Source organism: Negativibacillus massiliensis, from assembly GCF_900148495.1.
In the GTDB taxonomy this organism is placed as follows: Bacteria; Bacillota; Clostridia; order Oscillospirales; family Ruminococcaceae; genus Negativibacillus; species Negativibacillus massiliensis.
In genome coordinates this window covers 161,470-173,833 of the sequence record NZ_FTRU01000007.1, presented here as the reverse complement: position 1 = coordinate 173,833, position 12,364 = coordinate 161,470, and the positions used below count along the sequence as shown (strand labels likewise).

At 46.5% G+C, this 12,364-nt stretch carries 9 protein-coding genes and 1 pseudogene; 1 reads left to right on the top strand and 9 read right to left on the bottom strand.

The window, feature by feature from the left end; translation table 11 throughout:
• Positions 1-137: 137 nt before the first annotated feature.
• From tnpA to abc-f, 5 genes and pseudogenes are all read right to left on the bottom strand, one after another.
• Positions 138-572: pseudogene (gene tnpA, locus BQ5375_RS03525) on the bottom strand (IS200/IS605 family transposase).
• A 192-nt stretch (positions 573-764) separates the two neighbouring features.
• Positions 765-1,646 (bottom strand): response regulator, encoded by an 882-nt coding sequence (locus tag BQ5375_RS03520; protein WP_022131401.1) that lies wholly within the window; start codon positions 1,644-1,646, stop codon positions 765-767.
• Complete coding sequence (locus tag BQ5375_RS03515) at positions 1,643-2,932, bottom strand: sensor histidine kinase (RefSeq protein WP_022131402.1); 1,290 nt, start codon at positions 2,930-2,932, stop codon at positions 1,643-1,645. Before BQ5375_RS03515 ends, BQ5375_RS03520 begins: the two co-directional genes overlap by 4 nt.
• Positions 2,933-3,111: 179 nt before the next feature.
• Entirely contained in the window at positions 3,112-4,029 is a 918-nt protein-coding gene (locus BQ5375_RS03510) for a DUF4397 domain-containing protein (protein WP_022131403.1), read from the bottom strand.
• Positions 4,030-4,173: 144 nt separating this feature from the next.
• A complete protein-coding gene (abc-f, locus tag BQ5375_RS03505) occupies positions 4,174-5,670 on the bottom strand; it encodes a ribosomal protection-like ABC-F family protein (protein ID WP_022131404.1) in 1,497 nt (498 codons plus the stop codon).
• Between the two features lie 456 nt (positions 5,671-6,126).
• Here abc-f and BQ5375_RS03500 point away from each other — a divergent pair, with 456 nt between their 5' ends.
• Positions 6,127-6,588: a hypothetical protein gene (locus BQ5375_RS03500; protein WP_022131405.1), complete on the top strand. Its 462-nt coding sequence runs from the start codon at positions 6,127-6,129 to the stop codon at positions 6,586-6,588.
• A gap of 78 nt (positions 6,589-6,666) precedes the next feature.
• Here BQ5375_RS03500 and BQ5375_RS03495 read toward each other — a convergent pair whose 3' ends face one another.
• The 4 genes from BQ5375_RS03495 to BQ5375_RS03480 all read right to left on the bottom strand — a co-directional run bounded on the left by BQ5375_RS03495 (position 6,667) and on the right by BQ5375_RS03480 (position 12,287).
• Entirely contained in the window at positions 6,667-8,316 is a 1,650-nt protein-coding gene (locus tag BQ5375_RS03495) for a putative manganese-dependent inorganic diphosphatase (protein WP_022131406.1), read from the bottom strand.
• Between the two features lie 111 nt (positions 8,317-8,427).
• Positions 8,428-8,757, bottom strand: coding sequence for a hypothetical protein (locus BQ5375_RS03490; RefSeq protein WP_076917413.1), 330 nt, complete (start codon positions 8,755-8,757; stop codon positions 8,428-8,430).
• A gap of 24 nt (positions 8,758-8,781) precedes the next feature.
• Positions 8,782-10,533, bottom strand: coding sequence for an ABC transporter ATP-binding protein (locus BQ5375_RS03485; protein WP_022131407.1), 1,752 nt, complete (start codon positions 10,531-10,533; stop codon positions 8,782-8,784).
• Positions 10,533-12,287 carry an ABC transporter ATP-binding protein gene (locus tag BQ5375_RS03480; RefSeq protein WP_022131408.1) on the bottom strand — a complete coding sequence of 585 codons (1,755 nt, stop codon included), beginning with the start codon at positions 12,285-12,287 and terminating at the stop codon, positions 10,533-10,535. Before BQ5375_RS03480 ends, BQ5375_RS03485 begins: the two co-directional genes overlap by 1 nt.
• Positions 12,288-12,364 lie beyond the last annotated feature (77 nt).

Sequence of the window (12,364 nt, the reverse complement as noted above, 5' to 3'; positions counted from 1 at the left end):
CCATCTCCGGGTTTCTATTAAACAAGTCATGACCACCCCTAAGAGGGGTGGCATGACGAGCGGCCTATAAGGCCGTGATAAAAGCCAGCGCCTAAATGACGCTGGCTTTCACTTTGTTCAAGCCTCTGGTGGTATGATTACTTGCTACCCTTGAAAGGGTCTACATACTCCTTCTTGCTTAAACTATCTTCTATTTGATCTTGCTTTTCTTGCTCTCGGATATATTTTTGTATTGTCGCAGTATTGATTCCTACTGTACTTACATAATATCACTTGTATTTTAGGTTTGCATGCCTTTCAAATATCATCATCGCACTTTTCCCTTTGAGGTATCCCATGAATTGGGATACACTGTATTTGGGCGGTATACTTACCAGAATATGTACATGATCCGGCATCATATGCCCTTCTATAATTTCTACACCTTTCCACTTACACAAATCTTTTATGATTTGCTGGATATCTTTTCTCAATTCTTTATAGATTATTTTCCGACGGTACTTTGGTGTAAAAACGATGTGATACTTGCATACCCATTTGGTATGTGCTAAACTATTTGCCATAAGAAACATCCTTTCCTGGTTTTTTAGAGGCTTGAACAATCTCTATCTTACCAGAAAGGATGTTTCTTTGCTTAAGCCTTAATCCACCCGCATAGCGGGCGGTTGTTGAACTTTCGCTTATTGGCGAAAGTTCTTTGCTAAAGCACTAATAAAAAAAGCGACCTGAAAATTCAGGTCGCTTTTTCGCTGTTTTTGTTTCGATCAATTGGTACAGTAAAAGATCAGAGAGTTTAAAAAGTTTTTGAGCGAAACCTTGCCATGGCTGTCCGATTTTCCTCGGATATAATCCATCTCTTTGCGAATCTGCTCAAAACTGTAAATGGAACCTGCAAAATCATGGAAGGTATCATTGGAATAATCTTCAATTCCCATGTTGGCAAGATTCGTAAGCCCTGCATTGACGGTACGGCGAATACGCTGTTCCATCGACTTGGAATTGTTGGGACTAAATTTGCTGCACAATTCGGATACAGTAAATTTGCCCGATTCTGGTCCCTGCTCAATCATATAATCGACCAGCGTGATAATATCCGCACTGCCGCTTTCTCCGATGATGCCCAACTTTTGCAGGATAGAGCGCAGCCGTTTGATGTGCGGCTTTTCTTCTGCAGGCTGCTCAGAAGCAAGGCGAATTTCCGGAATCGGTGCAGCTGCGGCATTCGGAGGCGTATCTTTTAAGAACAAAGACTGCATCTGATTGAAGGTTCGGCGCATCTGAATGGAGTCGATTACATTAGTCAGAACACGCACTACTTCCATACCGTTGACCGGCTTTTGAATAAAGAAGGTTACGCCACACTCATACGCCTGGCTGATCATTTCCTTGCTGCTCACCTGGGAGAGCATGACATAGCTGATATCCGGATACTGTTCTTTTGCTTTGCGCACAAAGTTGATGCCGTCCATAATCGGCATAAGCAGATCTACCACCACGATATCCGGTGAAACATACGCCAGATCCTCCAGCGCGTCCATACCATTTGAGGCGGTTCCACAAACCTCACCCAGCTTTTTCTGCTGAATGATAATTTTCAAAATGTTACATACACTCGCGTCATCATCTATCAGATAAATTTTCATCATGCTTCCACCTCCAAATTTTCTTTTGGAATCCGGATGGTAAAGTCGGTACATCCATCTTCCGAAGTTACACTGATGCTTCCCCCAAGCTCGGATTCCACAATATCCTTGACCAGCGAAAGCCCCAATCCTCGACTGACCTGTCCGGTTTCATAGTTAATCTTGGTCGAAAATCCCGGCATAAAGATCGTTGGAAGATATTCCTCATCAATACCGCCGCAGTCGTCATGCACCCCGATCACATAATCTTCCCCATCTTCCTTGCCGGAAAGCACTACCCGGGCATGTCTGTTTCCCGCTGCTTCTGCTGCGTTGTTGATCAGGTTTCTCAAAACTGACATCAGATAGTAATGCTTATCGGTATAAAAGTTTTTTTCCAAAACCACATCCAGCCGCATGTTTTGCCCATAGTCCCCAAACACATGGCGAACACTTTCCTGCATGATACCAAAGATATTCTTCATCCACATGCCGCTCTCTTCCTGGTCGGTGTTGAGCGCATCGGAAATCCCGTTCATAATCAGATAGTATTCCTTTTTCACCTCATGGATATCTTTCGCGACGGTCAGTGCCTTCTGGGCAATCTCACCCATTCCTTCTTTTGCATTAAGTTCATTGAACAGGCTATAAGAAACTGCCATTGTTTCCTCAATGCGTGAAGTATTCTTGTTCATCCAGATCACTTCGCTCTTGAGCTGTGAGGTCAACAGCAAAAGCTTTCGGTAACGAATCCGGTCATCTTTGCGCAGGATGGATAGTCCATACGCATCAAAGGATGCCAGCAACACAACTGCCAGAACCGTTCTGCCAATTCCCACAATCACCAACCGCAGCAAAACCGCCGTGGTCAGTGCATCGGTTCCCAGACGAACAAAGATTTCAGTCAGGTTGGAGATTACGTCAATTCCCAGAATAGGCAGGAACTGTTCCAGACGAAAATGCCGGATCGGGAAAAATCGCACATAAATGGCAAACAGTCCGCCGTACATCAAATGGAAAAACATCTCCGGCGAATAGGACCAGAACGCCTCTGCTATCTCGCCGCTATGCAGCCACTCCACAATGCACCGCACCAGCAAAATACCCGGTGCTGTAATGAGCGTAACCGGGAAAACCGGAAAATGCTCAAACAAGAAAGCAAACAGCGGCAGACAGATAACCGCCAGAGATATCTTAAATCCATTGATGATAAGGTTGATGTTCAGCTGAGCCAGCACAATCATAATTGCCGCTGAAAGCAGGATCAGCTGCATCTTTTGTAACGCTGAGTCCTTTTTCTCATGAGACATGTTCTGTTTCCCTCCAATATATTTTGTTATAATCTGATATTACTCCATTATTAGGGTGACACAAAAATGAACATCTGTCAATAAGCCTCTGGAAAAGACTGGAAGTTGTGACCAAAAAGAAAATTGTGTTTTTAGTAAAAAAAGAGAGAGGAACTCTCCTCTCTCTTAGCAGTTTTTCGCTAACTGTTTGCAGCAATGACGACCTGAATTTCGTCCGTATTTGCCTGCCCGATAATATAAGCGGTATACATAACTCCTCTTCGCGCCTGCAGGGAAAAGGAAATAACTGGACTGAGTTCCCCGTAGCCCGGCAGATAACGTCCGCTGACGCGGTAATCGCTGTCATCGAGTTCCACATCTTCAATGCGAGGTTCAATCCGCAGTGGTGTGTTGACCACATAAAAGCTGTAGCTTCCCGGGCGCAGACGTCTGGAAAGAGTATTCTCTTTATAACGGACATCCGAGAATACCACTCTGCCATCCGAGGTCATCATATCCAATGCGGTACTTCCCAGCAGGAAATTTGCCATCCGCAGGCAGGCAAACCCACCCATCTGTCCGGAGCAGGAGGTATCATCAATTCGGCTTAGTTCCAGTGTTCCGGTCGATGCATTGTTAAGCAGCACAAAAGTAATCGTCTCTCCCGCCTGCATCGGAACTGTTTTTCGCAGAAGCACCGTTCGGTTCGAACTTGCATTTAAAACGGTAACGGTGCGGAAGCCCTGCCCAAAGCAGTAATATGTAGAAAAATTACCGAAAGCAAGGTTGGTAGCTACCCTCTGGGAACCGACATTCACATTGACTGCTCCTGCCTGTGCAGCTGCATGGAAAAACCTTACCCGGCAGCAGCGTGTTGTTGGCTGGTTTGGCGTATTGTTGGAAGGCGGAATCGGCTGCGGAAAACTTGGGAGCGTCTGTGGAGTATCTGGGATTGGATTTCCCGAGCCGTCAACACTCGGGAAACTTGGCAGGGTCTGCGGAATGTCATCCGGCACTACTACCGCACTTCCCGAACCATCTTCACTGGGAAAGCTTGGCAAAGTCTGTGGAATATCCGCAGCGGACATCTGCCGCAGGTTGTTTTGATTTTCACTCATGGTTTCAGACCACCTTTTCTCAAAGGATACAAGAACCGGCTTCTCTATTTCCCGGGAAATTCATTCAGAGAATCCATTTCTTCTCCTTTTCAGAATATGAAAAGTCAGCCATTTTGTGAAAATCATTCCACTCCTCCTGTCCTTTTAAATTCTTTGGATGCTTACAATCTTATCCGCAATATTTTCGCAGAATGCTGCATCGTGCTCGACAAACAGCATTGCCGCTTCCTGCTCCAAAAGCAGTTTTTCAATCTGCATTCTGGAAAAAATATCGATGTAGTTAAGCGGCTCATCCCAGAGGTACAGGTGCGCCTTCTGACACAGACTTTTTGCAATCAACACCTTTTTCTTCTGACCCATGCTGTACTGCTCGAGCGGAATCTCAAACTGGGTTCGCTCAAACCCAAGATTGCGCAGGATGGTCATACACAAGCTCTGGTCCACTCCGCTTTTCAAAAGTTCCTCCTGTAAACTGCCCTGCAGTCCTGAGGTGTCCTGTGAGACTACAGAAAAGGTAAGTCCCGAAGCAATCCGAAGTGTTCCCTGATAATCAAGTTTTTCTCCAGCAATCAATTTCAAAAGGCTTGTTTTTCCGCAGCCGTTTTTGCCCTGTAAACAAACCTTTTCTCCTGTTCCAACTGAAAAGCTCACCGGAGAAAACAAAGGTTCTCCACCAAAACAGACAGACAGTTCTCCGACCTCCACAAGTTTCTTTGCAAAATGCTTCTCCGGCTGAATCTTTAACTTTCCGACATTCTCCACGTTTTTGAGCAATTTGGATTTTTCCTGTGCAGCATCCAGTTTCCTCATCTCGATCGACTTGGAGCGCTTCATCATCTTGGCAGCTTTGTGTCCAATATATCCCCGGTCACAGGGACCTTCTCCTATCTTGGTCGCCTCCACCCGGTCCGACCATTCGGCGGTGCGCTTTGCTGCTTCATGCAGTCGGCTGATTTCCTTTTTGAGCTTTTCGTTCTGCTCCCGCTCAGACTGAATACGGGTCTGATAATCGTGGTACCAGCCGCTGAAATCTCCTTTTCTAACCTCAATATCATTGCGTCCGATGGAAAGGATATGATCGACACATCCGTCCAGAAAGGCTCGGTCGTGCGATACCAGCAAAAATCCCTTCTGTCGCCTTAAATACTCCGAAACGATCTTTCTTGATTCAATATCAAGGTGATTGGTCGGCTCATCAATGAGTGGAAAGGAGCCCTCCTGCAAAAACAGTGCGGCCAGCTGCAGCTTCGTTTTTTCTCCTCCGGAAAGCGTTTCAAATGGCCGCCACAAAGCGTCCTCCTCCACACCCAGAAGAGAAAGCTCCCGCCGGATTTTCCATTCCGGACATCCTGAACAAAGCTCTTCCATCACTTCCATTGCAAGCCACTCCGGGTGTTTGACCGGAAGTGGAAAATAAACAAAAGAGACCTTTGCTCCAATGCTTCCTCCAAACCCGGTCAGTCCATAAGGATGCTGCTGGGAGCCAAGCATCAGGCGCAGAAGAGTGGTTTTTCCCCGTCCATTACGTCCGGTCAAACCCAGATGCCAGTCGGTGTCCAGGTTTGCCGAGAGATTTTCAAAAACTGGCTCATAACTTCCTTCATAACAAAAACTAACATTCGATAACAAAATGATTGACATGGCGTTTCCCTCCCAAAACTCAGGCAACAAAAATGGCAGCAGGAAATCCTGCTGCCGCTTTTTCAGAAGGGAACAAAAGGTCAAACAGAAATCTTATCCCGCAGAACATCCGTCTGTGAACATAAAATCCCGACACCTTTTTCTATATTCTGAAAATATGCACAAGCTTTGTTTCCTGCTGGCGGGCAAACGCAATTTGGGCACAGAAATTTTAAAGAATCTCTGTCCGCCTTTTCGTAATCTGCATTTTACCCTTACTTGATTAGCAGGAAAATTTGCGCATATTTTCACCTCAAATCTTAAAATTAAAATCCTTTGCCAGTATAGCAATTCAGCTTTGTTCTGTCAAGTGCTGCTGCAAAATCCACCTGTTCTCTTCCTGAAGGAAATCGACAATTTTCTCCTGATATGCTAAACTAAACTTATCGGGAAGCTTTTGACGAAAAGAGGGATAACATGAAAAAAATAAACCGACTTTTCCTGATTCTGTTTGTGATTGACCTAGTTGTTCTGTTGGGATACGGGCAGGCGCAGGAGGAAACACGCGCAACTTACACCTATTACCGGGTTGGTTTTTACTGGTATTATTTCTTTCCTGCTGCCTATTTCTTCGGCGGATATCTGTTGGGACAGTTGCTCTTGCATAGAAGCCTCATTTTTATGTCTCCGACCATGGAAAAGGTTCTTCTCATCCTGAATCTTGGCTTCCTTATTGTATATCTGGCAATCGCCGTCCTGTTAACGGTTCATGTTTTTACTGCCTTTCTGCCGTTTGATATCGCAGAGCATCTGCATTACTCAATCAGAGGAATCTATACCAAATACATTGCACTATTTTCTGTCTTGGGACTACTTTTGTTTGTCTGCCTTTCCAGCCGAAAAAGTCGAAAGGAAAGCCTTTCTGATTCCACTCTCTAACTCTATCCCCCAAAATTACAAAGCGGCAACAGGGAATCCTGCTGCCGCTTCTTTTTATAAAATTAGTTCAGTTATGCATTACTGCTGCAAGGTTGCAATGATGGATGGCAAAAACTGCTTTTTGCGCGATACCATACCTGGAACCAACAACCCATCGCTTGGGATTTCCTCAATGTGATTGGATTGCTTAAGGATCTCCTCTGCTTTTGCTCCGCTACACAAAACGATGCTGTTTTCCTCGATGATGTTGGTCAGCAGGAAGAAGAGCATGGTGGAAGGATCTTTTTCGGTCTTTTCCTTCATCAGCTGCTGCAATGCCGGAATCTGCGCGCGCAGACCTGCTTCGCTCACCGAAGTGATCTGTCCCACACCAAAGTTTGCCCCTGCGGTGCAGAAGGTCTTGTAGTCCTGATAGAAGATCTCCTCGGTGGAACGAGAGGACAGGTCGCTTCCTGCCTCAAACATCTGCTGTGCGTAGGTCGGAATGTCGATCTTTGCGATCTTTGCAAGCTCCTGCGCTGCTGCACGGTCCACTTCGGTACAGGTTGGAGAACGGAACATCAGGGTATCGGACAAAATTGCCGAGCAGAGCAGTCCTGCGATGCTCTGTTCAATCTCAATGCCGTTTTCGCAATACATCTGGTAGATGATGGTTGCAGTGCAGCCAAGCGGCTGGTTGCGGAAATAAACCGGATTGATGCTCTCCAGTCCTCCCAGACGGTGATGGTCAATGATTTCCAGAATATCTGCACACTCTACCCCGTCCACAGCCTGATTCTTCTCGTTATGGTCGACTAAGATGACCTGTTTTTTCTCGGTTGCAAGGAAGGAACGCTTGGACAGCTGACCGATATAGTGGTTGTTTTCGCCCAGAACTGGGAAATAACGGTGACGTTCCTTTGCCATAACTTCCTTGACATCGTCGGTATAATCATCCATCGAGAAGGACAAGATACCGTGCTGGGTCATAAAGAAATCAACCGGCATGCTCTGGTTAATCAGTCTTGCTACTGTATAGGAATCATATGGGCTGGATAGAATGATGCATCCCTTATTTTTTGCCCGCTCGATGATGGTCTCGTTTGGTTCTGCATTGGTGCACAGAATAATGCAGGATGCTCCGATCTCAATCGAGAAAAACTGCGACTCAAATCGGTTTCCAATGATAACCATGTCGTGCTCTGCCACATAGTCCACCATTCGCTCCGGTGTATTTGCCGCGATGGTAACGCGTCCTTTGTCAAAAGTACCGCTGACATCTCCGCAGATTACCTTTGCTTCCAGCACCTTGACGATATTTTCATACGGAGTCTTTGCTTTGGATACGATTCGGTTGTCGTACACATCCATATCGGATGCTGCGATGTTGGAAATGGTGATGATACCTTCCAGCACACCCTCCTGATTGGTGATACACAGGGTGCTGGCTTCGTTTTCCTTCATGGTGCTGTACGCCTGCTTGATGGAAATTTTGCGGTCCACACCCGGAACTTCCTTGATTTCCATATCCGAAACACGGGTACGGACATTGGAAAGGTACTGTGGACAGTCCACTCCAAAATAGGACAGAGCAAAAGCAGTTTCCTTGCTCACTTCGCCCGCACGTTTTGGAGTATAGGTCTTGCCGGTCATCTTTCGTTTTAAGTTTGCGTAGGCAATTGCGGAACAGATGGAATCGGTATCAGGATTTTTATGTCCGATGACGATGATTTCCTTTTCCTGATTCACTGTCTTTTCTCCTCTCGTTTTTCTTACATTTCTATTTTATGTCGGTTAAATACTGCTTTCATCTGCAAAAACTATACCATACTTTCGGCCTCAGTACAAGAATTTAGTTTGTTAAAGTAAAAACAAATCCCAGGCTGAGCCTGGACCCTGTTCGGCTTCGCCGCAATCTTTCAGAGAATGGAGTGAAACGATATTCTTGGGGGCAATGAATGCAAAGCCAGCTTTGAGCAAAGAGTAAAACATTACCCATTCGCCTATAGCGCAAAGACGGGTAGTTGGGTAAAAAAATGAAGTTTCGGTAGTTGAACATTTGTTTTCAACTTGCTTTTCTACAAAAAGCTCGCGGTTTTCAAAGGCTTTGCCTTTGGTCGCTCGTTGCAGCGAGTGAAACATCTTCAACAAAAACAATACAAAAAGGATATCAGCAAAAAACGCTCCCAAGATGGGAGCGTTTTTTAATTATCTTTATTCTGTCCGAACAAACTGGCTGTAATACAGCTCATGATAAAATCCGTTTTTCTCAAGCAATTCTGTATGGGTACCCTGTTCAATTACCTTCCCGTCACGCATCACCAGAATACAGTCTGCCTCGCGGATGGTGGAAAGACGGTGCGCCACCACAAAGCTGGTGTGTCCCTTCATCATCTCGGCAAATGCCTTTTGAATCTTTACTTCTGTTCGAGTATCGATGCTGGAGGTTGCCTCATCCAGAATCAGGATAGAAGGCTTGGTCAGCATGGCGCGGGCAATGCACAAAAGCTGTTTTTGACCCTGTGAGATATTTCCCCCGTCCTCCGAAAGGATGGTGTCATATCCCTGCGGCAGACGCATGATAAAGCTGTGTGCAAAGGCGGCCTTTGCCGCTGCAACTACCTCTTCATCAGTTGCATCCGGTTTTCCGTAGGCAATATTATCCCGAACCGAGCCTTTGAACATCCAAGTATCTTGAAGCACCATGCCGTACAGGGAGCGCAGTGCATCCCGCGCAATCTTCTGGGAAGGAACGCCATCCACCCGGATTTCCCCCTCATCGGTATCATAAAAGCGCATCAGGAGGTTGATCATGGTGGTCTTTCCGCAGCCGGTTGGACCGACCAGTGCGATTCTCTGTCCCGGCTGCACCTTAAGGTTAAAATCCTGAATCAACGGATGCTCCTTATGATAAGAAAACGAAACGTGGTCAATCTCCACTCTGCCTTCTGCACGGGAAGGATGTGCAGCATCCGGGTCATCCGGTGTTTCTGCCGGCTCATCCATCACCGCAAACACCCTCTTTGCGCTGGCAAGAGCGGTCTGAAGTTCGGTAACAACCCCCGAAATCTCGTTAAATGGCTTGGTGTACTGGTTTGCGTAGGTCAAAAAGCTGGATAATGCACCGACGGTAAATCCGCCGCCAATGCAGGAGAGCGCTCCCACCAGAGCAACCGCCGCGTACACCACGCTGTTGACAAATCGCGTGCAGGGATTAGTCAGCGAGGAATAAAACTGTGCCTTGACACCTGCATCGTACAGCTCGTGGTTGATGCGGTCAAATTCCTTTTGTGCGCGCTCCTCATAGCAAAACGCCTTAACCACCTTCTGGTTCCCAACCAGCTCCTCAATACAGCCGCTGAGCTGTCCCTTGATGGCGCTCTGCCTGCGGAACATCGAAAAGGAATGTTTTGCAATAAAGGATGCCACAAACAGCGAAAGCGGTGTGATGACGACCACAACCAGCCCTACCTTAAAATTAATAGCAAGCATATATCCCAGCGTAATCACAATCGTGATGATTCCGGTAAACAACTGAGAAAATCCCTGAAGCAGTCCGTCCGAAATCGAGTCAATATCATTGATGATTCGGCTGATGATATCTCCATGAGAGCGGCTGTCTATCTTGCTCAGCGGAATTTCTTCCAGCTTATTAAAAACACAAACACGCAGGTCACGCACTGTCTTATAGGTTACCATATTGGTGCACAGCGTCATCAACCACTGAAACAACGCTCCCAGCAGTGCAACGGCAATCAGTTCTCCCAAAATCGGGAGCAGCTGATCAAATGCAACCTTTCCCGGTGCAACAATCTGGTCGATGCCCTGTCCAATCAGAATCGGAGCATACAGCACCATTGATACACTCAGTAGTGCACTGACCACCGCACCAGCTAAATACAGCCAATACGGTTTTGCAAAGGTCAGGATTCTCTTGAAAAGATCGGTTCTTTTTTCCATATCCATTATTCCTGACCTCCTTTTTCATTTTCTTCATTCTGCGACCAGTAGATCTCTCTGTACTGCTCACAGCCTGCAAGCAGCTGTTCATGTGTTCCAATTCCAACTGCCCTGCCGTCATCCAGCACAATAATTTTATCCGAATATCGAACCGTATTGGCGCGCTGCGAAACCAAGATAACGGTCATGTTATTGCCCGATTCTTTGGAAAGTGCTGCAATCGACTGGCGCAGTGCGGCATCGGTCGCAAAATCCAGAGCACTTGCGCTGTCATCTAAAATCAAAATTTCCGGAGAACCCACCAGCGCGCGGGCAATGGTCAGACGCTGCTTTTGTCCACCCGAAAGGTTTTTGCCTCCCTGCAAAATCATCGTGTCCAGTCCATCCGGCAGTTTGCGTACAAATTCCGCTGCCTGTGCCACTTCCAGTGCTTTCCATATCTCCTCATCACTGGCATCTTCATCGCGCCACTGCATGTTCTTTCTGAGCGTACCAGAAAACAGCACCGCCTTTTGCGGCACCATACTGATTTTCTTTCGCAGCTGACGCACCGGAAAATCCCGCACATCGGTGCCATCTACCTTAACACATCCCTTGGATACTTCGTAAAACCGAGGGATAAGGTTTATCATGGTCGATTTACCACAGCCGGTACCACCAATAATACCCAGTGTCTGTCCTCTGCCGACTTCCAGTGACAGGTCATGGATCGCATAGTCTCCCGCATCCGGATAAACAAAGCTCACATCTTCAAATGAAATCTTGCTTACATCCTGTTTTGGGGGCTCCACTTCTTTGAGCGTACGGTTTACAATAGAAGGGGCCAGTTCCATTACCTCATTCACTCTGGCAGCCGAAGCAGATGCTTTGGTAAAAATCACGACCAGGTTTGCCACCACAATCATCGCTAAAAGGATCTGGTTTAAGTAATTGACAAAGGCAATCACTTCGCCCTGTGTCATACCGCCTGCATTTACCCTGACACCTCCAAACCACACCACAGCAGCAATTGCCAGATTGATGATGGTGCTAGTCAGGGGATTTAATAGGGCAGAAATCTTTCCAACCCGGATGGAGGTCTCCATCTGATCGTCGCTTGCAGCAGAAAATCGACTCTTCTCCTGCTCCTGACGGGAAAAAGCGCGGATAACGCGGACACCCGAAAGATTTTCCCGGGTAATCAGCGAGATACGGTCCAGCTTCCTCTGAATAATGCGGTAATAAGGAACCGAGCGGCTCATAATAAAATATAAAACAACAGCCACCAGCGGTGCTGCCAGGAAAAAGATCAACGCCAGCTTCCAGTCAATGATAACTGCCATCACCGTCGCGCCGATTACCAGAAACGGTGCACGCACTACCAGTCGAATCAGCATGGCAACTGCCAGCTGCAGCTGGTTTACATCGTTGGTGATTCGGGTAATCAGGGAAGGAGTACCGATCTGATCGATCTCCCCGTGAGAAAGGCTGTTGATATGCGCAAACATTTCCGAGCGCACAACCGTTCCGAAGCCCTGGCTTGCCTTTGCCGCAAAATACTGACAGATCAGCGCGCATCCAAGACCAACCAGTCCCAGCAAAATCATCACGCAGCCCATCTTGATCACATAAAACCTGTCCCCATTTGCAATTCCCACATCAATCATTCTTGCCATAACCAAAGGAACAATCAGCTCAAAAATTGCCTCGATCAGCTTAAAAACAGGGCCAAGAAAAACCTCTTTTTGAAAGCTTTTGAGATATTTTGCAAACTTTAACATTCTATTCTCATTTCCTCCGTTGTATCTTAATAATCTGACATGATATGATTATAGCATATTTTGTCTTAAATAAATAT

Bases quoted from the DNA above. Each gene is read 5' to 3' on its own strand.
- BQ5375_RS03520 (WP_022131401.1), bottom strand. From the start codon at position 1,646: ATGATGAAAATTTATCTGATAGATGATGACGCGAGTGTATGTAACATT.
- BQ5375_RS03515 (WP_022131402.1), bottom strand. From the start codon at position 2,932: ATGTCTCATGAGAAAAAGGACTCAGCGTTACAAAAGATGCAGCTGATC.
- BQ5375_RS03510 (WP_022131403.1), bottom strand. From the start codon at position 4,029: ATGAGTGAAAATCAAAACAACCTGCGGCAGATGTCCGCTGCGGATATT.
- abc-f (WP_022131404.1), bottom strand. From the start codon at position 5,670: ATGTCAATCATTTTGTTATCGAATGTTAGTTTTTGTTATGAAGGAAGT.
- BQ5375_RS03500 (WP_022131405.1), top strand. From the start codon at position 6,127: ATGAAAAAAATAAACCGACTTTTCCTGATTCTGTTTGTGATTGACCTA.
- BQ5375_RS03485 (WP_022131407.1), bottom strand. From the start codon at position 10,533: ATGGATATGGAAAAAAGAACCGATCTTTTCAAGAGAATCCTGACCTTT.
- BQ5375_RS03480 (WP_022131408.1), bottom strand. From the start codon at position 12,287: ATGTTAAAGTTTGCAAAATATCTCAAAAGCTTTCAAAAAGAGGTTTTT.